This is a genomic window from Flindersiella endophytica (assembly GCF_054779015.1).
Genome location: NZ_BAAGYY010000036.1, coordinates 254,406 through 276,069 on the forward strand (window position 1 = coordinate 254,406; position 21,664 = coordinate 276,069).

Here is a 21,664-nt window from a genome sequence, read left to right on the forward strand (position 1 = left end):
ATGTCGTTGTCGAAGCTCGCGGCTGGGTACCACGTGACGCACTCCCCGGGTCAGGCCCGGGCGACCTTGCGGCGGACGCTTCGGTTCGTCGCGCCGTACAAGGCGAAGCTTGCCGCATACATCGCGCTGCTTGCGGGCTCGGCTCTCGCCGGGGTCGTGCCGCCGCTGATGTTCCGGCGGCTGATCGACGGTGCGATCCCGGGCGGCGACCTGGCCGAGGTCAACGTGCTGATGGCGATCGCTGTCGGCGCGTACCTGCTGTCCAGCGTCGTGCAGCTGGCCGGCGGCTACCTCGGCACGTTGATCGGCACCGGCATCATCCGTGACCTGCGACGGACGCTGTTCGACCATTTCCAGCGCTTGCCGGTGGACTACTTCGTCAAGCACAAGTCCGGCGAGGTGCAGAGCCGGCTCAACAACGACGTGATCAACGCCCAGCAGATGTTCACCGGCCAACTGTTCACCGGCAGCGTCGGATCGGTGGTGAGCGACGTGCTCGTGCTGGGCTTCATCCTCGGCGCGATGTTCGCGCTGAGCTGGCAGATCTCGCTGGCCACGCTGGTGCTGACGCCGCTGTTCCTGCTGGCCTCCGGTGCCGTGGCGCGGCGCGTCCACCGGCTGGTGCGCGAGCAGATGGAGCTGTTCGGCGACATGAACGCGTTCACCGCTGAGCGCTTCAACGTCGCCGGAGCGCTGCTGGTGAAGCTGTTCAGCCGGCACGACCACGAATCGAGGCTGTTCGGCCATCGGATCAACGCCCTGCGGCGCAACAACATCACCGTCAACACCTTGGCGTTGGTGGTCGGCGGGGCCATCGCGCTTGCCGGATTCACCGGCGTGGCGATCGTCTACTGGACGGGCGGCGTGCTCGCGGTGTCGGGCACCGTCACGGTCGGGACGGTGGTGGCGCTGGCGGCGTACATCCAGCGTGCGTACACACCGCTGGTCGACCTGGCGTCGGCGCGGATGAACATCCAGGGCGCGTTGGTCTCGTTCGAGCGGGTCTTCGAGATCATCGACACGCCGTTCGAGGTCGACGAGCGGCCGGACGCCAGGAGTGGGCCGATCGACGGCACGATCCGGATCGACCGCGTGGGTTTCCGCTATCCGGACAGCGAGTCCGAGGCGTTGCGGGACGTCAGCTTCAGCGTTCCGGCCGGCACGATGACCGCGCTGGTCGGACGTTCCGGGGCGGGGAAGTCCACTTTGTGCCTGCTGGTGCGGCGGCTCTACGACGTGACCGGCGGCTCGATCACTCTCGACGGGGTCGACGTGCGCGACTATGCGCTCGACGCCCTCGCCGACCAGATCGGCGTCGTGACGCAAGACCCGCACTTCTTCCACGAGTCGGTACGCGCGAACCTTCGCTACGCCAAGCCGGACGCGACCGAGCGCGACCTGGTGTCGGCGTGCGAGGCCGCGCAGATCCACGAGCTGATCGTCGGACTGCCAGAGGGGTACGACACGGTGATGGGCGAGCGCGGCTATCGGTTCTCGGGAGGGGAGAAGCAGCGGCTCGCGCTGGCCCGGATCCTGCTGCGCGACCCGCGGATCGTGATCCTCGACGAGGCGACCGCACATCTGGACACGCGGACCGAACGGCTGGTCCAGCGGGCGCTGGAGGAGGTGCTGCGCGGTCGTACGTCGATCGTGATCGCGCACCGCTTGTCGACGATCGAACGGGCGGACCAGATCGTCGTGCTAGGTGAGGGGCGGGTGCTCGGATCCGGCACACACCAGGCGCTGCTCGCGTCGAACGCGGCCTATCAGGAGCTGGCGCGGGCTACAGCTTCGACGTAGAGAGTCCGACCCACTGTTCGAAGCGGGCGTACTCGGAGAACTTGCCCATCGTCGTGGGTTCGGGCCAGTCGACCAGCGCGTCGGCGGCGTCGAGCAGGTCCCAGTACGGGTGGTAGGCGTCGACGCCGCCGATCTCGCGGTAGAGGCCGAGGAAGTGATCGGAGGTCTCGACGCCGTAGCGGCCGGCGAGGTTGAGCCGCATGCGAGCGAGGTCGATGCCGCGCGGGCCGAGGCAGCCGGTCGTCCAGTCGACGATGCCGACCATCCAGTCGTCGTTCCAGAGCGTTTGGCCGGGGTGGTAGTCGCGGTGGATGAAGCCGAGCGGCACGCTCGGCGGACCTGCTCGCAGGATCTGGAACACCCGCTGCCACAGCGCCGGCTGCCGCGACCACCTGGGCGGATGGCGGTAGCCGTCGAGCTGGGGGTCGTAGTAGGGGCGGTACGGCGGCAGCGCGCGCACCACCGGCAGGTCGACCTCGTGGATGCCGACCAGGGCCTCGGCGAGCTTGCGCAGGAAGTGCGGGTCGGCGCCGGAGTTGTTCGGCGGCTTGCCGGGCACGCGGGTGGTCAGCAGTGTCGGCAGGTCGCACATCGTCGCCTTGGTGTCGGCGGCGATCAGCCTGGGTGCCGGAACCTCGGTGCTGCCCAGCAGGCCCAGCACGGTGGCCTCGTTGGCCGGGAGGTACCACGGATCGGTACGCAGGCGTTCGGTGTTGTGATAGCGGCGCAGGCTGAGCTTGTGCAGCAGGCCAGTCGGTCCGACGACGTCGACGGCGTGCATCGCCGTGGACGCGACACCCATGGGCCGGAGGCCGGCGATGACGCTGCCCGCGCCAACGGCCTCGCGCACCCACTGGAGTGTGGCCTCCGTTGGTTGCGTCGAGGTTGCCTGCCGCACTGCGTTCATCGGCTGTGAATCTACCCGCCAGACAATCCGGTGCCCAGCAAGGACGCGCCAAACGATCGCCCGCAACCGTTCCGTATCGGCGTCGAACCGGCCTTGCTGTTCGAACATGCGTTCGATAAGCTCAGTGGGTGCGATGGGGAAATCTGCAGTACGACCGCGAACCCACGGGCGATGGGCCGGCCCAGTTGCCGCTGTTCGGACTGGAGTCGGTGGCCCGCACCTTCGACACACCCGAGTTCAAGGGGATGACGTTCTACGAGGTCCAGGCCAAGTCGATCATCAACCACGTGCCGGGGGAGTCGCGGGTCCCGTTCAGCTGGACCATCAATCCCTATCGCGGTTGCAGCCATGCGTGTGTCTACTGCCTGGCAGGCGACACCCGCATCCTGCTCGCCGACGGCACCACCAAGCCGCTGGCGTTTCTCGAGGTCGGCGACGCCGTGATCGGCACGGTGCCCGGCGGCCGGCATCGTCAGACGGTTGTCACCCATGTGCTCGGTCACTGGTCGACGATGAAGAGCGCCTACCGCATCCGCGTCGACGACGGGCGGCAGCTGGTCGCCAGCGGCGACCACCGGTTCCTCACCGATCGCGGCTGGGCCCAGGTCGCGCCGGGCACCCACGACGAGGCCAGCGACGAAGCCACTGACGAGGCCACGCCGAGCGCCCGCTACGACCGGCCGCGGCTGCTGGCCGAAGGCAGCATCCTGCTCGGCTCCGACATCACCCAGCGCACCAGCCCCACCGAGCTGGTCGGACGTCCGATCACGCCGAGCGCCGGCGGCGTGGTGATGAGCGTCGAGCCGCTCGGTCCCGAACGCGCGATGTTCGACATCAGCACCGGCACCGGCGACTTCATCGCCAACGGCCTGGTGAGCCACAACTGCTTCGCCCGCAACACCCACGAATACCTCGACCTCGACAGCGGCGCCGACTTCGACCGCAAGGTGATCGTCAAGGTCAACGCGCCGGAGCTCCTGCGCCGCGAGCTCCGCAAGCCGAGCTGGGCCGGCGAGCCGATCGCGATGGGCACCAACGTCGACTGCTACCAACGCGCCGAGGGTCGCTACCAGCTGATGCGCGGCATCCTCTCCGAGCTCCGCGACGCCCGTAACCCGTTCTCGATCCTCACCAAGGGCACGCTCGTCCTCCGCGACCTCGACCTGCTGCGGCAAGCAGCTGAGGTCACCGACGTGTCCCTGAACGTCTCGGTCGGCAGCATCGACCGTGAGCTCTGGCGCAGCGTCGAGCCGGGCACGCCGAGCCCGCAGGCCAGGCTCGGCATCTGCCGCACGCTGGCCGACGAGGGCCTGTCCTGCGGCGTCCTGATGGCGCCGATCCTGCCCTACCTCTCCGACTCCCCACGCCAGCTCGACGAGACCGTCCGCGCGATCGCCGAGTCGGGCGCCCGCAGCATCAGCCCGATCGTGCTGCACCTGCGGCCGGGTGCCCGCGAGTGGTACGCCAAGTGGCTGGCCCGCGAGCACCCGGCGCTGGTGCCGCGCTACCGCGAGCTCTACGGCAACCGCTCCTACGCCCCTTCCGCCTACCAGCGAAGGATCGCCGACCAGGTGGGCCGGCTGGCCCGCAAGTACGGCCTGGCCGCCTGACCCACTCGCTCCCGGCGCGAATGACCACGTTAACCACGCCAACCGGACCTTCCCCACGCTCCGGGGCGTGGTTAACCAGCTAAGAGCGTGGTTAACGTGGTCATTCGCGGCGACCCGGCTAGAGCTTCGACAGCGGCACGGCCCCGGCCATCGCCTGGCAGCCGGCGTCGTTCGGGTGCAGACCGTCGCCGACGTCGTATGCCGCCAGCAATCGCTGCGGATCCGCCGGATCCCGGGTCGCGGCGTCGAAGTCGGCCACGCCGTCGAACGTCCGGCTCGTCCGGATGTAGTCGTTCACCGCGACGCGGGTCGCCTCGAGCGTCTCGTCCCAGACCCGCCAGCCCTTGAACGGCGTCATCGTCGCGCCGATCACGCGGATGCCGCGCGCATGTGCCCGGCGCGCGATCTCCTCGTACGCCGCCGTGATCTTGCCCGGATCGGTCTGGTGCGGTTCCTGCTGGATGTCGTTGATGCCGAGCAGCACGATCATCGTGCGCACACCCGGCCTGGAGAAGACGTCCTCGTCGATCCGTGCGAGCGCGTTGATGCCGAAGTTGCCGCCGTCGAGCAGCAGCCGGTTGCCGCTGATCCCGGCGTTCAGCACGCCGTACTGCCGGCGGGCCGGCGACTCGGTGCGGATCCGGTCGTACAGCAGGTCCGGCCAGCGGTGGTTCGCGTTGTCCTGGGTCGCGTTCCCGTCGGTGATCGAGTCGCCGAACGCGACGATGCTCCCGGCAGCGCGGGACGCGACCACGTCCACGCCTGTGAGGTAGTTCCAGTGCCAGGACTGGCCGCCGAACGCCGCGGCGCCGGCGTCGGCGGCATGGTCCGCGCCGTCGGAGGCGACGAAGTTGACCTGCTTGGTCACCAGGTGCGCCGTCACCGGCCCGGACACGGTCCTGAGGTACGTCGTGACCAGCAGGTTGGAGTCGGCGCGTACGTCGATCCGCACCGGGTCACTCACGCGGTCGGCACCGGCGGGCAGCGTGACTCGCGCCCGGCCGTCGAACCTCACCGTGCGGATAGTGCCTGGCACGGCTGCCGCGCTGTCGGTGCCACCGGCCTGGAGGGCGACCGTCACGTGGTCGAGTACTTGCGCCCCGGTGCCGAACGCGTTGGAGAACCGCACGCGAACGGCCAGACCGCCGACGCTGACGTGCACGACGTTTCGGATCGTGTAGCCCGGCGCGACGTCGGGATGGTCGGTCAGGCCGACGACGGGCGCGGTCTCCCACGTTCCCGTCCACGCGGATCGATCGGACGACAGGGCAGGGGTGGCGGTCACCGGTACGAGCGCGGTCGCCGCGGCCACGACCGCGGTGAGCAAGACACGCCTGCGCAGGGTGCCGGTGACGCGGCTTGGAGTAGTGGCTGTCATGCCCACAGGGTGAGCGGCGAGGCGGTTCCGGTCCAGACAAGCGGCCAGGCCGGTAAGGGACTCCGACGCTCCGTTCGCTGTTTCGCGCAGCCCTCTCACGATATGAAAACGCCAGGTTCCACGTAGAGCCGTGACATGACCACTATGTCGGAGTGATCCTCGAACAGCGGGAAAACATGTCGTGGGTCACTGGCATCCGCGACAAGGTTGATCCAGTGTTTGATCGAGGGCGGAAAACTCGAGGCCATCAAAGCTCGACGGATGGTCGCACTGGTCGACGAACTGCTTGGAGGAGCGAAGATGAGCAGCGCTGACACGGCGGCGCGGGTCGAGCGCGAACTGACCGTCTGCCGTACGTTCGTCCGGCTTGCCGACACCACCGCTCCCGACTTCGATCTCGAGGACTTCCTCGACACGCTGGCGCAGAACTGCGCACAGCTGCTCGGGGTGGGCGGCGCCGGCATCGTGCTCGCCGATCACGACGGTGATTCGGGACGGGCCGCCGGGTCGACGCACCACCTGCGGGAGCTGGCCGGGCTGGAGCTGGCCGGGTCCGATGGTCCGAGCATCGACTGTTACCAATCCGGCCTGCCGGTTCAGTGGAACGCCCTGGACCCCTCGCACCACGGGCGATGGCAACAGTTCGTCGCGGCCGCCCGCAAGGGTGGCTACCAAGCCGCCCACGCGCTGCCGATGCGTTACGGCGACTCGCAGATCGGTGCGCTCACCCTGCTCGTGGAGGACTCCGCCGGGATCGACCAGCGCACCGCCGAGCTCGGGCAGGCCCTGACCGACGTCGCGACCATCGCGATCCTGCAGCACCGGTTGATCCGTCAGCAGGAAGTGCTGGTCGAGCAACTGCAAACGGCTCTCGACAGCCGGATCGTGATCGAGCAGGCCAAGGGCATCCTGGCCGAACGTCATCGCATCTCGGTCACCGAGGCGTTCGGCATCCTGCGTGGACATGCCCGCCGTAACCGGCAGAAGCTGTCGAAGATCGCCCAGGGCGTCATCGACCGCACAGTCGAGATCTCGCATCGGCCCCGGTGACGGAAGGTCGCCGCATCCTCGTCTGCCAAACTAGGCACTTCAGCGCTGACGAGAAAGGCACCTGGTGACCGAGCACGACGAGTCGACCTTGCTCGAAACCATCCGGACGCAGCGGGTCGAGAAGATCCAGCAGCTCCGAACCCTGGGTATCGAGCCGTACCCCGCCGGCCCGATCGAGAAGACGTCCGCCGCCGAGGCAGCCAAGCTGCCCGACGACACGACCGTCACGATCGCCGGCCGGATCATGCTGTTCCGCGTCATGGGCAACATCGCCTTCGGGCAGTTGCACGACGAGAGCGGACAGATCCAGTTCATGCTGTCCAAGCGCGAGCTGGAGCAGACGGCGCCGGAAGGCCAGGGGTTCAAGTTCTGGGTCAAGCAGCTCGACCTCGGTGACTTCATCGCCGTCGAAGGCGTACGCATGGAGACCAAGACGGGCGAGCGTTCGGTCAGCGCGCGCCAGATCACGATGCTCAGCAAGGCCCTGCGCCCGCTGCCCGACAAGCACGCCGGCCTGTCCAACGAGGACATCCGGCTGCGCAAGCGCTACCTCGACGTCCTGCTCAACCGTGACGTACAGGAGATGATCTACCGCAAGGCCCGGTTCTGGAGCTCGATCCGCCGCCACCTGGAGAACCGCGGCTTCGTCGAGGTGCAGACGCCGGCCCTGGAGTTCACCACCGGCGGCGCCGACGCGCGCCCGTTCGTCACCCACCACAACTTCCTCGACGTCGACGTCAACCTGCGGATCTCGATGGGCGAGCTGTGGCAGAAGCGCCTGCTGGTCGGCGGACTGGAGAAGGTCTTCGAGATCGGCCGGCAGTTCCGCAACGAGAGCCAGAGCCGCGAGCACCTCAACGACTACGACCAGGTGGAGTTCTACTGGGCGTACGCCAACTACGACTGGGGGATGCAGCTGGTCCAGGAGCTGCTCGTCCAGCTCGTGCAAGAGGTGTGGGGGACGCTGCAGTTCACGCTGCATCGCAACGGCCGGGAGTACGACGTCGACCTCGGCGGCGAATGGCAGCGCTACGACTACGTCGACACGGTGAAGCAGATCACCGGCGTCGATGTGCTGAGCGCGTCGCTGCAGGAGATGGTCGACCGGCTGGAGGAGCTCGAGGTGTCCTACGAGAAGGACGGGCTCAACCGCGCGCGGGCGATGGACTCGCTGTGGAAGCACTGCCGGCGGCAGCTGGCCGGTCCGGGCTTCCTGGTCAACGAGCCGCTGGAGGTGTCGCCGCTGGCCAAGCGCAGCCCGGCCAAGGAGGGCATCGTGGAGCGGTTTCACGTGCTGATCGCGGGCAGCGAGCTGGGCAACGGCTATTCCGAGCTCAACGACCCGGTGGACCAGGCCGAGCGGTTCGCCGAGCAGCAGGCGCTGCGCGATGCCGGCGACAGCGAGGCCCAGATGGCCGACCACGAGTTCGTGGAGGCGCTGGAGTACGGCATGCCGCCGGCGTGCGGGTTCGGGATGAGTGAGCGGGTGTTCGCGTTCTTCGAGGACAAGAGCATCCGCGAGTGCCAGATCTTTCCGCTGCTCAAGCCGATGTCGTCCTGAGCGCTCAGCGCGGTCACGGTCCCGGGTGCGGCAGCAGGTCGGTGACGAGCGGCCGGTGGTCGGACGCCTGGGTGTCGACGACCTCGGCCGAGACGATCCGGATCTGCCGCGTCGCCGTCACGTAGTCGATGCGGCGGTCCGGGGTCGTGGCCGGATAGCCGAAGCCGCCGTCGGGACCGTTCGCGGTCGCCCAGGCGTCCTGCAGGCGGTCCCACAACGGAGCCAGCTCGGGCGCGTCCGGGCGGGCGTTGAAGTCGCCGACCAGGATCTGCTGCTGCTCCCCGTGCCGGGCCAGGATGCGGTGCTTCGACAGCAGCGCGACGCCGAACTCCCGCCGCGGCCGGCCCGGCTCGATCGGGTCGAGGCTGTAGATCGGGGCGAAGAACCCGTGCATGCCGAGCTTCCGGCCCAGCACCGACGCGGTGTCGCGGCACTGGCTGCGGGCACCCCAGTGCACGTCGACCTCCTGCAGGCCGATCACATCGGCTTCCAGTTCGCTGATCGCGGCGGCCGTCCGGTCGAGGTCGAAGACGTGGTCGGAGCCCGCCCCGGCCTGGATGTTGTACGACGCGACGCGCAGGGTGCGGGCCTGACCGCCACCGGCCTCGGCGCCCGGGTTCGGCCTGCTCAGCGGCGGTGGGCGCGGTAGGTGACAGTGACGTAAGGCAGGTCGAACGTCTCCTTGCCCGCCAGGTCGGGATGCTCGTTCGCCAGCGCGCGCACCCCCTGCTCGATCGCGGCCTGTTCGTCCGCGGACGCCGTCAGGTAGTACGACCGCGATCGCACGAGCTCGACGAGACTGTCGGCGGTGTGCGTCGTGGCGTGCCGGAACTCCGCTCGTTCGACCGCGCCGAACTCCGGTCCGAAGTCGTATACAACGCCGTCGGCCCGGCCGGACCCACCAGGCTCGGTCGTTCGCGCGATGCGGTAGAGCGTTCCGTCGGCGCGTTGCCGCGTGATCACGCTCAGCTCGCGCACCCAGGCCGCCGACTCGTCGCGGAGGTTCCAGATCGGCGCGAACACGCCGCCGGGCCGGATCGCGCGAGCCAGCTCCGGGTGGGCTTTCTCGCGGTCGAACCAGTGGTACGCCTGACCACAGACGACAGCGTCGAGCGAACCGTCGGCTACTGGCAGGGCCTCGGCCGAACCCTCGCGGGAGACGGTGCCGGGCGTCGCGGCGTCGAGCTGGGCGCGCATGCCGGCGTCCGGTTCGACCGGCACGACGTCGTACCCGAGACCGAGCAGGACGCGGGTCAGCAGACCGGTGCCGGCGCCGAGGTCGACGACCGTCGAACCGTCCGGCACTGTCTCCAGTGCCCACCGCAACGCGTCGGGCGGATAGGTCGGCCGGATCCGGTCGTAGCGTACGGCGGCCTGTCCGAACGACAAAGCCTGCTCACGTAGGTGATTCCCCTGTGCGTTCATCAATCTCAGACACTAGCCGATGACCACGGAGTGGACACACCGTCTCGCTCTGCGGGCAATAGCTGGCCGTGGTGTCACATCACCTGCCGGATCTGGTTAACCTGGGCGGCACACATTGCACCAACTGCAGTTATTCGTTGTTGCCCACCGAGAGGAAGCACGTGACCCGTCGACTGTTCACCTCGGAGTCGGTCACCGAGGGCCACCCGGACAAGATCGCAGACCAGATCAGTGACTCCGTCCTGGACGCACTGCTCACCGACGACCCCAAATCCCGGGTCGCGTGTGAGACGTTGGTGACCACCGGTCTGATCGTCGTCGCGGGAGAGGTCACCACCAACACGTACGCCGACATCTCGTCGATCGCCCGGCAGAAGGTGCTGGAGATCGGCTACGACACCTCGGCCAAGGGCTTCGACGGCGCATCCTGCGGCGTGAGCGTTGCCCTCGGCTCCCAGTCGCCCGACATCGCGCAGGGCGTCGACACCGCGTACGAAGGCCGCGCTGACGGCTCGGCAGACCCGCTGGACCTGCAGGGTGCGGGCGACCAGGGCATGATGTTCGGCTACGCCTGCGACGAGACGCCCGAGTTGATGCCGTTCCCGATCACGCTGGCCCACAAGCTGGCGCGCCGGCTGTCGGAGGTCCGCAAGAACGGCACGCTGCCCTACCTCCGTCCCGACGGCAAGACCCAGGTCACGATCGAGTACGACGACGACCGTCCGGTCCGCGTCGACGCGATCGTGGTGTCGAGCCAGCACGCCGCCAACATCGACCTCGACGCGATGCTGACGCCTGACGTCCGCACCCACGTCGTGGAGCCGGTGCTCGCGGAGTACGACATCGACACCACCGACTACAAGCTCTACGTCAACCCGACCGGCCGGTTCGAGGTCGGTGGCCCGATGGGTGACGCCGGCCTGACCGGCCGGAAGATCATCGTCGACACCTACGGCGGCTACGCCCGCCACGGTGGCGGCGCGTTCTCCGGCAAGGACCCGTCGAAGGTCGACCGGTCGGCCGCGTACGCCATGCGCTGGGTCGCCAAGAACATCGTGGCGGCCGGGCTCGCCAAGCGCTGCGAGTGCCAGGTCGCCTACGCGATCGGCAAGGCGCAGCCGGTGGGCTTCTACGTCGACTGCTCGGGCACCGAGACCGTGCCGTTCGAGCAGATCGAGAAGGCGGTCGAGCAGGTCTTCGACCTGCGGCCCGCGGCCATCATCCGCGACCTCGACCTGCTGCGCCCGATCTACGCCGACACCGCCGCGTACGGCCACTTCGGCCGCACCGACGTCGACCTGCCGTGGGAGCGCACCGACCGCGCCGACGCGCTGCGGGCCGCGGCCGGCGCTGCCTGAGGTATCTGTTCACTGGAGGGCCCCGGACACGTTCCGGGGCCCTCCGCCTTTTCCGGACAGGGGTGGGGCCGATGGGTGTGGCGTACGAGGCGGTGATCTTCGACTTCGACGGCCTGCTGATGGACACCGAGTCGACGATGGTCGAGAGTTGGCGGGCAGAGTGGGCGCGGCACGGCCTGGAGCTGGACCTGTCGACGTTCTGGCCTGGTCATGGCGGGGACGTCACGGAGCACCGCTACACGCAGCTGGCGAGCCGGGTCGGCCCCGGCTTCGACCTGGCGGCGAGCCGCGCCTGGCGGATCGCCTACCGTGACCGCCTGCACGAGGAACTCGACCTGTGCGCGGGGATGCGCGACTGGATCCAAGCCGCCCAGGAACGTGGGCTGCGGCTGGCGATCGCGAGTAGCTCGCCGCGGGAGTGGGTGCGGGCGCACCTGTCCCGGGTTGGCGCGCTGTCATGGTTCGACGTCCTCGCGACCGGCGACGAGGTCGATGGGCACAAGCCCGATCCGGGTGTCTACGAGCTGGCACTGCGGCGGCTCGAGGTCAAGTCCGCCGCCGCGGTGGCGGTCGAGGACACGCCGCACGGCGTCGCGGCGGCACAGGGCGCCGGCCTGGCAACCGTCGCGATTCCGAACCCGTACATCGCTCCGGCCGACCTCGCCGCAGCCGACCTGATCCTCACCAGCGCCGCAGAGCTGTCGTTTCAGGCGGTTCTGCAACTGCTGCGGCGCTGAGCCGACGCAGCCGGCGAGCGTCCGAGCTCGTTGTCACACCGGCCCGGACCCGTGACGCAGCACAAGTCGTGCCCCGTGCCTTGAGCGCACGGGGCATGACACAGCGATGGGGCCGTCAACCTTTCGCGGCACCGACGGCGGTCAGGAGGAAGGCCTGGACCTGCGCCTCGTCCTTCCACGCGTCGTAGCGGCCGGAGGGGCCGCCGTGGCCGGCGCCGAGCTCGGTCTTGAGCAGGATCGGGCCGCCGCCGGTGGAGCGGTCGCGCAACCTGGCGACCCACTTGGCGGGCTCCCAGTAGGACACGCGAGGGTCGTTGAGGCCTGCCGTGGCGTAGATCGCGGGGTAGGCGGCCGAGCGGACGTTGTCGTACGGCGCGTACGAACGCATCACGGCGTAGACCTCGGGGTCTTCGATCGGGTTGCCCCACTCGTCCCACTCGCGGACGGTCAGCGGGAGCGACGGGTCGAGGATCGTGGTCAGAGCGTCGACGAACGGGACCTCGGCGATCGCCGCGGCGCAGAGGTTGGGGCGGTGGTTGAGCACAGCGCCGATCAGGAGCCCACCGGCCGAGCCACCCCGGATCGCCAGCGCGTCGCGCCGGGTCCAGCCGGTGCGCACCAGGTGGTCGGCGCACGCCACGAAGTCGAGGAACGTGTTGTTCTTCTGCAGCTTCTTGCCGTTGTCGTACCACGCCCGGCCCATCTCGCCACCGCCCCGGATGTGGGCGATCGCGAACGTCACGCCGCGGTCGAGCAGCGACAGCCGGAACGTCGAGAAGTAGGGGTCGATCGAGTGCTCGTAGGAGCCGTAGCCGTAGAGCAGCATCGGCGCCTCGTCCTGGCGTTCGTCCTTCCACACCAGCGAGATCGGCACACGGGTGCCGTCGGGCGCGACCGCCCACTCCCGCGCGGAGTGGTAGCGCGACAGGTCGACGTTGAGCACCGGCTGCTGCTTGCGCAGCGTCCGCTCGCCGGAGACCAGATCGATGTCGATCGTCGACGACGGCGTGGTCAGCGAGGTGTAGCCGATCCGCAGCACCTGCGTGGAGTATTCGCGGTTGACGCCGAGCCCCACCGAGAAGATCGGCTCGTCGAACTCCAGCCGGGTGCGCTTCTCGGTCGCCACGTCGATCAGGTCGAGCTCGGTGCGCCCCTCGGCGCGATAAGCCAGCACCAGGTGGTCCTGGAACGCGTCGATGTCGACGATCCGGACGCCGGCCTGGTGCGGGATGAAGTCGGTCCAGTTCTCCGGCCCAGGCGACGAGACCGGCGCCTGCGCGACCCGGAAGTCAGGCCCCTGGTCGTTGGTGACGATCAGGAACCGGTCGCCGTGGTGGTCGAGGCCGTACTCGATGCCGGGCCGCCGCTCCGCCACCATCTGCCACTCACCCGTCGGGTCCGACGTGCGCAGCACCCGCACCTCTGAGGACTCCGTGGCGTAGAGCTGCATCACCAGCCACTCGCGCGACCGGCTGCGCCCGACGCCGAGGAAGAACGCCTCGTCCTCCTCGGTGTAGATCAGCACGTCGTCGGACGCGGGCGTGCCGAGCCGGTGCCGCCACAGCTTGTAGGGCCGGTGCGCCGCGTCCAACGTGGTGTAGAAGAGGTAGTCCTCGTCGGCCGACCACACCGCGCCGTAGCCGGTCGGCGCGATCTCGTCGGAGAGCAGCTCACCGGTGCGGAGGTCTTTCACCCGCAGCGTGAACTCCTCGCTGCCGTTGGTGTCGGAGGAGTACGCGAGCAGGTTGGCGCTGGGGGAGACGGAGTAAGCGCCGAGCGCGAAGTATTCGGTGCCTTCGGCCACCTGGTTGCAGTCGAGCAGCACCTGCTCGTCGCCACCGCCGCGCGGCTTGCGGCAGTAGATGGCGTACTGCTGGCCCTCGACGGTTCGCGTGTAGTACTCCCACGAGCCGTCGGGGTAGGGGACGTCCTCGTCGGTCTCCTGGATCCGCGACTTGAACTCCTCGAACAGCTCCGTGCGCAAGCCCTCCTGGTCGGCCAGGACGGCTTCGACATAGGCGTTCTCGGCTTCGAGGTGGGCGCGGATCTCGGGGTTCTTGCGCTCGTCGTCACGCAGCCAGGCGTATTCGTCGGGACGTTCGTCGCCGTGCTTGACGCGGACGGTGAGATCTTGCTTAGGACGGGGTGGCGTCGGCATGGCCCGACCCTACCTGGCGGCACCCTCAGCCGACGGGCTCCGTGTCGAGCTTTCGCCGAAAGCCGACAAGGATCAGCTCGATGCCATAGGCGAAGCGCTCGTCCCAGCCGCCGAAGACCTCCCGGCCCGCCGCCAGCGCCAGCGGATACCGCTGCGGGTCGATCCGCTCGTCGCGGTTCTCGAGCTCGTAACGCTCGTCCTGCTCGCCGGCCACGGGCGTCACGCCCTGCTCCTCGATCGTGAAGCCGATCGTGTACGAGTAGATCGTGGCGTAGCCCTGCACGGCGTCGCGCAACGTGAAGCCCGCGGCGGTGAGCCGCCGCAGGCTCTCCTCCATCGCACCGAACAGCGACTCGTCGGTGAGGTAGGTGCCGGCGAACATCTTGGCGCCGTCGCGGTAGGCCAGCAGCCCGGCCCGCAGCCGCCGCGCGCTCACCGCGACCCATTCGTCCCAGGGCAGATCGTCCAACGGCGAGCTCCAGAGGTCGCGCATGATCGTCGTGGCCATCTCGTCGATCAGGTCGCCCTTGCTCTTGAAGTGCCAGTAGAGCGCGGGCGCCTTCACGTCCAACTCCTTGGCGAGCGTCCGCAGGCTGAGCCCGTCCAGACCGACGTCGTTCAGCACCCGGAGCGCGGTCCGGACGATGTGTTCTCTGGTCAGCGGCACGCTTGACAGCTTAACAGTGTTCGAGCTAGCTTAACGATGTTCAATTTAACAACGTTAAGGGGAGGATCTTATGAACGCACAGCTTCCGGTTCTGATCGCGGGCGCCGGCCCGACCGGGCTCACGCTCGCGGTCGACCTGGCTCGCCGGGGCGTGCCGGTCACCGTCGTCGAGAAGGCCGGAACGCCATCGAACGGCATCCGCGGCAAAGGGATCCAGCCGCGCAGCCTCGAGGTGTTCGACGACCTCGGCGTGGTCGGCGACCTCCTGGCCGCTGGTGGTGACTACCCGCCGATCCGGATGAGCGTGGGTCCGGTGCCGTTCTTCCAGAGCAGGATGCACCGGCACGTCGAGCCGACCGCGGACGTGCCGTACCCGAACATCCTGATGGTGCCGCAGTTCCGGACCGAGGAGATCCTGCGCGAACGGCTCGGCGAGCTGGGCGGCCACGTGGAGTGGGGCGCCGAGCTGGTCGACCTCGTGCAGGACGAGTCCGGCGTGACCGTCACCCTCGACCGCGATGGCGCACGCGAGGAGGTCCGCGCGACATATGTGGTCGCGGCCGACGGTGGGCGCAGCCCGATCCGCAAGCTGCTCGGCGTCGGGTTCGAGGGCGAGACCCACGAGGAACAGCGCATGCTGCTCGCCGACGTCCGCATCGAGGGCCTGGACAAGTCGCACTGGAACGTCTGGATCAATCCGCTGCGCCGCAACAAGTTCGGGGTGGCGCTGTGCCCGCTGCCGGGCACCGGCCTGTTCCAGCTGACCGCGCCGATCGAACCGGGCGAAACCCCGGAGCTGACGCCGGAGACCTTCCAGCGTGTGCTCACCGAACGCAGCCATCGCAAGGGAATCCGGATCACCGAGCTGGTCTGGTCGTCGATCTACCGGGTCAACGTCCGGATGGTCGACAGGTACCGCGTCGGCCGGGTCTTCCTGGCCGGCGACGCCGCGCACGTGCACTCACCGGCCGGCGGGCAGGGACTGAACACCGGCGTGGGCGACGCGTACAACCTCGGCTGGAGGCTCGCCGCGGTGCTCGACGGGGCTCCGGCCGAGCTGCTGGACACCTACGAGGCCGAACGGCTGCCGATCGCCGCCTGGGTGCTCGGCGTCTCGACCACCTATCTGCAGGGAACCCGCAGCACCAAGGGCCTGAAGCGCGGCAAGGAGACCGACCAGCTCGACCTGACCTACCGCGGCGGCCCGCTGGCGATCGACGACCGTCCTTCGCACACCGTGGCTCCGGGCGCGGTACGGGCCGGCGACCGGGCGCCCGACGGGGTACTGGGGGACGGCCGGCGGTTGTTCGACGTGTTCCGCGGCCCGCACGCCACCCTGCTTGCCTTCGGCGACGACTGGGACCTCGACGCGCCCGCCACTCAGGTGACCGGTCCGCAGATCCGGGCGGCGTACGGACTCGGCCCGGATGAGCGCAGGCTGGTCCTGGTCCGGCCCGACGGGCACATCGGCATCGTGACCGATGACCCGCAGGCCGTCCAGAACTACCTCAAGCGCATCAGTTCGCCTGGCTGACGCTCGACATGTTGAAGTCGGGCACTCGCACCGCCGGCATCGCCACTCGCGGGAAGTAGTCGCCCCACTCCCGCGAGAACGCCGGACCGGTCGTGGTGGCCTCGGAGATCCGGCCCAGCAGGTCGACCGGGCTCTCGTTGAACCGGAAGTTGTTGACCTCGCCCACGACCTCGCCACCCTCGACGAGGTAGACGCCGTCGCGGGTGAGGCCGGTCAGCAGCAGCGTCTGCGGGTCGACCGCGCGGATGTACCACAGGCAGGTCAGCAGCAGCCCGCGTTCGGTCGAGGCGATCAGATCGTCGAGCGACGCCGACGAGCCCGGCACGTCCAGCACGAGGTTGTCGACGAACGGTGTCGGCGGCAGCCCGGCCTGCTCGGCCGTGTGCCGCGACGAGACCAGCGAAGTGAGCGTTCCGTCGGAGATCCAGTTGGTGCCTTCGACGGGCAGGCCGTTGTCGAAGACGCTCTGCATCGATCCCGAGGTGTGCGCGAGTACGAACGGCGGGCACTCCAGCCCGGGGTAGGCCGGATCCGAACGCAGGTCGAGCGCGACGGGGGACAACCGCTCGCCGACGCGGGTGCCGCCGCCGGGCTTGGAATAGACGTTCTTGCCGTCGTTGGCGTCGCGTGCCGACATCGTCCAGTAGGCGTAGATCAGCAGGTCGGCGACGGCGGTGGGCGGCAGGATCGTTTCGTAGCGGCCGGCCGGCAGGTCGACCTTGCGCGCCGCCCAGGCCAGCCGGCGGCCGAGCTCCTCGGTCAGCGCGGTCGCGTCGACGTCGGCGAAGTCGCGGGTGGCCTGTCCGACCCAGGCCGAACGCGACAGGTCGGGCGACTTGCCGGTCATCGACGCGAAGCCCGACGGCTGGACGTGCCGCAGCCGCAAGCCTGTCGAGGAGCCGAGATAGGTGGTGGTCATCTCGTGCTCGACGTAGCCGTAGAGCTTCGAGCCGGCGCTGCGAGCCAGCCCGAACGCGTCACCGAGCGCGGGTGCGAAACGGTCGAACACCTCGATCGAGGTGGCGGCCGGCGCGTCGTCCCAGTCGGCGGAGCTGTCACCGGGCTCGACCAGGGGGCGGGCGTCCTCGGCGGGGTCGTTGGCCTGGGCGGCCTCCTCGGCCGAACGTACGACCGCGTCGATCTCGTCGGCTGTGACCGCGTTGCGCGAGACCACGCCGCTGGACACGCCCGTGCCGCCCTTGACCGTGGCGATCACCGTGAGCGCGCGGTTGGACATCACGCCGTTGGTCGTCAACGTGTTGTTGGCCCAGCGCAGGTTGGCGCTCGAGGTCTCCTCGGCGATCACGACGACGCCGTCCGCCTTGGAACGGGTGAGGGCACGTTCGACGGTGTCCTGAAGGCTGAGTTCGCTCACCGGCCAGACTCCTGCGTGGTGTTGAGAATGCGGATTCCGCGAAACAGCGCGGACGGGCAACCGTGGCTCACCGGCGCGACCTGGCCCGGCTGGGCCTTGCCGCAGTTGAACGCGCCGCCGAGCACCCAGGTCTGTGGACCCCCGACGGCCTCCATCGAGCCCCAGAAGTCGGTGGTCGTGGCCTGGTAGGCGACGTCGCGCAACTGGCCGGCCAGCTTGCCGTTCTCGATTGCGAAGAACCGCTGCCCAGTGAACTGGAAGTTGTAGCGCTGCATGTCGATCGACCAGGAACGGTCGCCGATGACGTAGATGCCGCGCTCGACGCCGCCGATCAGATCCTCGGTGGACGGGCCGTTCTCGGCCGGCTGCAACGAGACGTTGGCCATCCGCTGGATCGGCACGTGGCCGGGGGAGTCGGCGAACGCGCAGCCGTTGGAACGGTCGTAGCCGTAGAGCTTCGCGATCCGGCGGTCGAGCTGGTAGCCGACCAGCACGCCGTCCTTCACGATGTCCCACTCCTTGGTGGCGACGCCCTCGTCGTCGTACCCGATGCTCGACAGGCCGTGCTCGACGGTGCGGTCGCCGGTGACCTGCATGACGCCGGAGCCGTACTGCAGGGTGCCGAGCTTGTCGGGTGTGGCGAACGACGTGCCGGCGTAGTTGGCTTCGTAACCGAGCGCGCGATCGAGCTCGGTGGCGTGGCCGATCGACTCGTGGATCGTCAGCCAGAGGTTGGAGGGGTGGACCACGAGGTCGTAGGTGCCGGCCTCGACGCTTGGTGCCTTCAGCTTCTGCGCGAGCAGGTCGGGGAGCTCCGCGATCTCGGCGTCCCAGTTCCAGACGTCGTTGCCGGCGACGTACTCCCAGCCGCGCCCGACCGGCGCCGCGATCGTGCGCATCGAGTCGATCCGGCCGGTCTCGGGGTCGGTGGCGAACGCCTCGAGCGTCGACTGCAGGCGGACGCGCTGCTGGGTGGTGACCGTGCCGTGGCTGTCGGCGTAGAACTTGTGCTCCCGGACCTGCTGCAGCACGGCCGAGGCGTGCGCCACGGCGTCGGCGGCAAGCAGGCGGCGGCTGCGGTCGGCCAGCAGGTCGACCTTGTCGGTCACGGGGATGCTGAACGGGTCGATGTCGTACGACGAGATCCAGGTCTGGTCGGGATAGATCGGCTCGTCGGCCAGCTCGATGCGTTCGGCGGTGATGGCCGCGGCCACCCGCGCGACGGCGACGGCCTGCTCGGCGACGCGGACGGCCTCGGCGGGCGTGAGGATCACACTGGCCGCGAAACCCCACGAGCCGTTGTAGATCACGCGGACGGCGAAGCCGGTCTGCTCACCGTCGACGGAACCGTCGAGAACGGCGTCGCGGAGGCGGACGTTCTGGGACTGGATGCGCTCCAACCGGAAGTCTGCGTGCTCGGCGCCGAGGTCGCGGGCTTTGGTGATCGCGGCATCGGCGAGGGTACGCAGCGGTAGCGCCAGGAATTCGGAATCGATCGCTTGCGGCACGTCGCAGAGCCTACCCGCCGGTTCGGGCGGCACGAACGCGAAAATACGGCGGCAGGTGGGATCGAACTGGCCGGTTCCGGAGGGAACTCTGGTTGCGAGGGTGGGAAGGACAGACACATGCGCGCTGTGCGGGTGACTCGCTTCGGGCCGCCTTCGGTGCTGGTGGCCGGCTCGGTGGCCACGCCGTCCGTCGGGCCGGAGCAGGTGCTGGTCCGGGTGGCGGCGGCCGGGGTGAACTTCATCGACACCCTGATCCGGGCCGACGACGGGCCGACGTCGTCGCCGCGTCCACCGTTCGTGCCCGGCAACGAGGTCGGCGGAACGGTGGTCGAGGTGGGGCCGGACGTGTCGCCCGCGCTGGTGGGGCAGACGGTGGTGGCCGGACTCGGCGGTTTCGGTGGGTATGCCGAGCTGGCGGTGGCACCCGCGGGTCTGGTCGTACCCGTGCCGGCGGGGCTGGGCGTCCGCGAGGCGGTGGCGGTGATGACGTCCGGGCGGACGGCGGTGGAGCTGCTGAGGCGGGTCCGCCTCGTCGCCGGCGAACGTGTCCTCGTACTGGCGGCGGCTGGTGGCCTGGGCAGCCTGGTCGTACAACTGGCGTTGGCCGCGGGCGCCGGGGTGGTGGTCGGCGCGGCCGGGGGAGCGCGGAAGGGCGAGCTGGTGTCGTCGCTCGGTGCCTCGGCGGTCGACTACTCCATGCCGGACTGGATCGAGTCCGTATTCGACGCGACCGGTGGCCTCGGCATCGACGTGGTCTTCGACGGCGTCGGCGGTGCGATCGGCCGGGCCGCGTTCGAGCTGCTGGCCGAGGGGAGCGGGCGGCAGGTGGTCTACGGCTACGCCAGCGGCTCGCCCGTCCAGATCGAGGCGGCCGAACTGGCGGGGCACGGGCTGTCCCTGCTGTCGGTGGGCGGTCCGCAGCTTCGGGAGCCGGCGTACGTGCGGGAACTGGTGGGAGAGGCGCTGGCCGCCACCGCCGCCGGCCGGCTCCGCCCGACGATCGGGCAGACCTTCCCGTTGGAGGACGCGGCCGCCGCCCACGCCACCATCGAAGCCCGCCGAGCCGTCGGCAAGACCCTGCTCATTCCGTAGCGGGCTTCTCGTCGTCGAGAAGACCACAACGCGCGATCAGCGCAGCGGTACGCCCGCGATCGGGTCGGTGGTGGGTTGGTCGGAGCCGCCGGTGGGTTCGATGGTGAGGCCTACGGTGTCGGCCGCTGCGACGCCGCGGTCGAGGATGACGTCCTTGGGGTCCTCCGCCACCTCGACCGTGCCGGCGGAGGCGGCCGTCTTGCCGCTGATCAACCACAGCTGGTGCGTCCGGTCGGCCGGTGGGGCCGGTACGCCTTCCAGGATGATCACCGCCGCGTCCTTGCGCTTGGACGAGACCACGGTGATCTGCCCGCCGCCCGAGACGGGGGACTTCGACGTGACCGAGTCGGGCTCGGCCAGGATCGCCAGCAGCTCGTCGCGGTTCTGGGACGTGCGGCGCACGACCCACGCCGCGACTCCGCCGGCGCCGAGGATCCCGGCCGCGGCGGCCGCGAGCAGGAACTGACGACGTCGGGGCCTGCGCAGCTCTGGCGCGCGGCTCGGCACCGGAGGTGGAAGTTGCCTGGTCTGCGCGACCTCGGCCAACACCCGCGCCTTCAACCCCGGCGGCGGTGCCTGCGCCACAGCGGCGCCCATCCGAGCCGCGGTCGCGCGGAACTCGGCGACTTCGGCGCGGCAGGCCGAGCACACGACCAGGTGCGACTCGAATCGAGCTCGCTCCTGGTCCGTGAGCGCGTCGAGGGCGTACGGACCGGCCAGCGAGTGCAGGTCGCCACTCATCCCGACACCCCGATCTGTACGGCCAGACAGTCACGCAGCCTGATCAGGCCGTCGCGCATGCGGGTCTTGACGGTCGGCAGGCTGGCGCCGAGCAACTCGGCGACTTCACGGTAGGTGTATCCGGCGTAGTACGCCAACGTCACCGCCTCCCGCTGCAGCTCGGTCAGCGTGCCGAGACATCGGCGTACCTGCTGCTGTTCGAGCGCCGTCGTCACCTGCTCGACAGTCTCGTCGTACGCGGTCTCAGCGGCCTGCGCGGCCGCGCGTCTTTCCCGGTCGCTGCTGGTCTGCTCCTTGCGTACCCGGTCGACGGCCCTGCGGTGCGCCAGCGTCAGCGCCCATGTGGTCGCCGATCCCTGCTTCGCGTCGAATCTGGTGGCGGTACGCCACAGTTCGACGAAGACCTCCTGCGTCACCTCCTCGGCCTGTGCGGGATTACGCAGGACCCGGCGCACCAGGCCGAAGACCGGCGTGGACAGCCGGTCGTACAGCGCCTCGAAGGCGGCTTCGTCACCACGCGCAACCCTGGAAAACAGCTCCTCAGGGGTCGGCCCGGGCGCGTCTCCGCCACGTCGCCGCAGGGGTGTGGGCTCGCTGGTCACGGTGCTCACCTTAGATTGACCCGTAGACGTTCACTGAGATATTCGAAGCCACGCGGCCGGTGGATGGGTCACGGATCGGTCACTTCCGCGCGGGCAACCGCGTCCGGACACAGCACGGTACCCCGCGCAGGGGGGATGGACGCGGGGCACCGTGGTCTGTG

Annotated in this window: 18 protein-coding genes; 8 read left to right on the forward strand and 10 right to left on the reverse strand. The window is 69.3% G+C overall.

What is annotated here, in order from left to right:
- Positions 1 to 1,800, forward strand: coding sequence for an ABC transporter ATP-binding protein (locus tag ACYVF6_RS39685; RefSeq protein WP_460529782.1), 1,800 nt, complete (start codon positions 1 to 3; stop codon positions 1,798 to 1,800).
- On the opposite strand, the gene ACYVF6_RS39690 is transcribed toward ACYVF6_RS39685, so the two are convergent.
- Positions 1,784 to 2,650, reverse strand: coding sequence for an aminoglycoside phosphotransferase family protein (locus ACYVF6_RS39690; protein WP_460529785.1), 867 nt, complete (start codon positions 2,648 to 2,650; stop codon positions 1,784 to 1,786). The two genes, ACYVF6_RS39685 and ACYVF6_RS39690, sit on opposite strands and share 17 nt — an antisense overlap.
- Before the next feature lie 185 nt (positions 2,651 to 2,835).
- On the opposite strand from ACYVF6_RS39690, the gene ACYVF6_RS39695 reads away from it, so the two are divergent.
- The gene (locus ACYVF6_RS39695; protein ID WP_460529788.1) at positions 2,836 to 4,317 is read left to right on the forward strand and encodes an Rv2578c family radical SAM protein; all 1,482 of its coding nucleotides are present in this window, start codon (positions 2,836 to 2,838) and stop codon (positions 4,315 to 4,317) included.
- A gap of 118 nt (positions 4,318 to 4,435) precedes the next feature.
- Here the strand turns inward: ACYVF6_RS39695 and ACYVF6_RS39700 are convergent, their stop codons facing one another.
- A complete protein-coding gene (locus tag ACYVF6_RS39700) occupies positions 4,436 to 5,695 on the reverse strand; it encodes an SGNH/GDSL hydrolase family protein (RefSeq protein ID WP_460529791.1) in 1,260 nt (419 codons plus the stop codon).
- 300 nt (positions 5,696 to 5,995) lie between these two features.
- Here ACYVF6_RS39700 and ACYVF6_RS39705 point away from each other — a divergent pair, with 300 nt between their 5' ends.
- Both ACYVF6_RS39705 and lysS read left to right on the forward strand, forming a co-directional pair.
- On the forward strand, positions 5,996 to 6,745 hold the full coding sequence (locus tag ACYVF6_RS39705) for an ANTAR domain-containing protein (protein WP_460529794.1): 750 nt from the start codon (positions 5,996 to 5,998) through the stop codon (positions 6,743 to 6,745).
- A 64-nt stretch (positions 6,746 to 6,809) separates the two neighbouring features.
- Positions 6,810 to 8,306, forward strand: coding sequence for a lysine--tRNA ligase (gene lysS, locus ACYVF6_RS39710; protein ID WP_460529797.1), 1,497 nt, complete (start codon positions 6,810 to 6,812; stop codon positions 8,304 to 8,306).
- Between the two features lie 13 nt (positions 8,307 to 8,319).
- Here lysS and ACYVF6_RS39715 read toward each other — a convergent pair whose 3' ends face one another.
- On the reverse strand, positions 8,320 to 8,937 hold the full coding sequence (locus ACYVF6_RS39715) for an endonuclease/exonuclease/phosphatase family protein (protein ID WP_460530509.1): 618 nt from the start codon (positions 8,935 to 8,937) through the stop codon (positions 8,320 to 8,322).
- Positions 8,934 to 9,731 (reverse strand): class I SAM-dependent methyltransferase, encoded by a 798-nt coding sequence (locus ACYVF6_RS39720; protein ID WP_460529800.1) that lies wholly within the window; start codon positions 9,729 to 9,731, stop codon positions 8,934 to 8,936. Before ACYVF6_RS39720 ends, ACYVF6_RS39715 begins: the two co-directional genes overlap by 4 nt.
- Before the next feature lie 161 nt (positions 9,732 to 9,892).
- On the opposite strand from ACYVF6_RS39720, the gene metK reads away from it, so the two are divergent.
- Both metK and ACYVF6_RS39730 read left to right on the forward strand, forming a co-directional pair.
- A complete protein-coding gene (metK, locus tag ACYVF6_RS39725; protein WP_460529803.1) occupies positions 9,893 to 11,089 on the forward strand; it encodes a methionine adenosyltransferase in 1,197 nt (398 codons plus the stop codon).
- A gap of 71 nt (positions 11,090 to 11,160) precedes the next feature.
- On the forward strand, positions 11,161 to 11,826 hold the full coding sequence (locus ACYVF6_RS39730; protein ID WP_460529806.1) for an HAD family hydrolase: 666 nt from the start codon (positions 11,161 to 11,163) through the stop codon (positions 11,824 to 11,826).
- A gap of 115 nt (positions 11,827 to 11,941) precedes the next feature.
- On the opposite strand, the gene ACYVF6_RS39735 is transcribed toward ACYVF6_RS39730, so the two are convergent.
- Together ACYVF6_RS39735 and ACYVF6_RS39740 are read right to left on the reverse strand one after the other, a co-directional pair.
- Positions 11,942 to 13,984, reverse strand: a complete 2,043-nt coding sequence (locus ACYVF6_RS39735) for a S9 family peptidase (protein WP_460529809.1) — start codon at positions 13,982 to 13,984, stop codon at positions 11,942 to 11,944.
- Between the two features lie 25 nt (positions 13,985 to 14,009).
- Positions 14,010 to 14,651: a TetR family transcriptional regulator gene (locus ACYVF6_RS39740; RefSeq protein ID WP_460529812.1), complete on the reverse strand. Its 642-nt coding sequence runs from the start codon at positions 14,649 to 14,651 to the stop codon at positions 14,010 to 14,012.
- Between the two features lie 70 nt (positions 14,652 to 14,721).
- Here ACYVF6_RS39740 and ACYVF6_RS39745 point away from each other — a divergent pair, with 70 nt between their 5' ends.
- Positions 14,722 to 16,185 (forward strand): FAD-dependent oxidoreductase, encoded by a 1,464-nt coding sequence (locus ACYVF6_RS39745; protein ID WP_460529815.1) that lies wholly within the window; start codon positions 14,722 to 14,724, stop codon positions 16,183 to 16,185.
- Here ACYVF6_RS39745 and ACYVF6_RS39750 read toward each other — a convergent pair.
- Positions 16,169 to 17,560, reverse strand: a complete 1,392-nt coding sequence (locus ACYVF6_RS39750) for a metallopeptidase TldD-related protein (protein WP_460529818.1) — start codon at positions 17,558 to 17,560, stop codon at positions 16,169 to 16,171. The two genes, ACYVF6_RS39745 and ACYVF6_RS39750, sit on opposite strands and share 17 nt — an antisense overlap.
- Positions 17,557 to 19,068, reverse strand: coding sequence for a TldD/PmbA family protein (locus ACYVF6_RS39755; protein ID WP_460529821.1), 1,512 nt, complete (start codon positions 19,066 to 19,068; stop codon positions 17,557 to 17,559). The genes ACYVF6_RS39750 and ACYVF6_RS39755 overlap by 4 nt, the downstream gene beginning before the upstream one ends.
- A 117-nt stretch (positions 19,069 to 19,185) precedes the next feature.
- On the opposite strand from ACYVF6_RS39755, the gene ACYVF6_RS39760 reads away from it, so the two are divergent.
- Positions 19,186 to 20,160, forward strand: coding sequence for an MDR/zinc-dependent alcohol dehydrogenase-like family protein (locus tag ACYVF6_RS39760; protein WP_460529824.1), 975 nt, complete (start codon positions 19,186 to 19,188; stop codon positions 20,158 to 20,160).
- Positions 20,161 to 20,196: 36 nt separating this feature from the next.
- On the opposite strand, the gene ACYVF6_RS39765 is transcribed toward ACYVF6_RS39760, so the two are convergent.
- Positions 20,197 to 20,901 carry an anti-sigma factor gene (locus tag ACYVF6_RS39765; RefSeq protein WP_460529827.1) on the reverse strand — a complete coding sequence of 235 codons (705 nt, stop codon included), beginning with the start codon at positions 20,899 to 20,901 and terminating at the stop codon, positions 20,197 to 20,199.
- Positions 20,898 to 21,503 carry a sigma-70 family RNA polymerase sigma factor gene (sigK, locus tag ACYVF6_RS39770; protein ID WP_460529830.1) on the reverse strand — a complete coding sequence of 202 codons (606 nt, stop codon included), beginning with the start codon at positions 21,501 to 21,503 and terminating at the stop codon, positions 20,898 to 20,900. The genes ACYVF6_RS39765 and sigK overlap by 4 nt, the downstream gene beginning before the upstream one ends.
- Between the last annotated feature and the right edge of the window lie 161 nt (positions 21,504 to 21,664).

Coding starts and splice junctions, on each gene's coding strand:
- ACYVF6_RS39685 (WP_460529782.1), top strand. CDS start 1: ATGTCGTTGTCGAAGCTCGCGGCTGGGTACCACGTGACGCACTCCCCG.
- ACYVF6_RS39700 (WP_460529791.1), bottom strand. CDS start 5,695: ATGACAGCCACTACTCCAAGCCGCGTCACCGGCACCCTGCGCAGGCGT.
- ACYVF6_RS39705 (WP_460529794.1), top strand. CDS start 5,996: ATGAGCAGCGCTGACACGGCGGCGCGGGTCGAGCGCGAACTGACCGTC.
- ACYVF6_RS39720 (WP_460529800.1), bottom strand. CDS start 9,731: ATGAACGCACAGGGGAATCACCTACGTGAGCAGGCTTTGTCGTTCGGA.
- ACYVF6_RS39730 (WP_460529806.1), top strand. CDS start 11,161: ATGGGTGTGGCGTACGAGGCGGTGATCTTCGACTTCGACGGCCTGCTG.
- ACYVF6_RS39735 (WP_460529809.1), bottom strand. CDS start 13,984: ATGCCGACGCCACCCCGTCCTAAGCAAGATCTCACCGTCCGCGTCAAG.
- ACYVF6_RS39745 (WP_460529815.1), top strand. CDS start 14,722: ATGAACGCACAGCTTCCGGTTCTGATCGCGGGCGCCGGCCCGACCGGG.
- ACYVF6_RS39760 (WP_460529824.1), top strand. CDS start 19,186: ATGCGCGCTGTGCGGGTGACTCGCTTCGGGCCGCCTTCGGTGCTGGTG.
- ACYVF6_RS39765 (WP_460529827.1), bottom strand. CDS start 20,901: ATGAGTGGCGACCTGCACTCGCTGGCCGGTCCGTACGCCCTCGACGCG.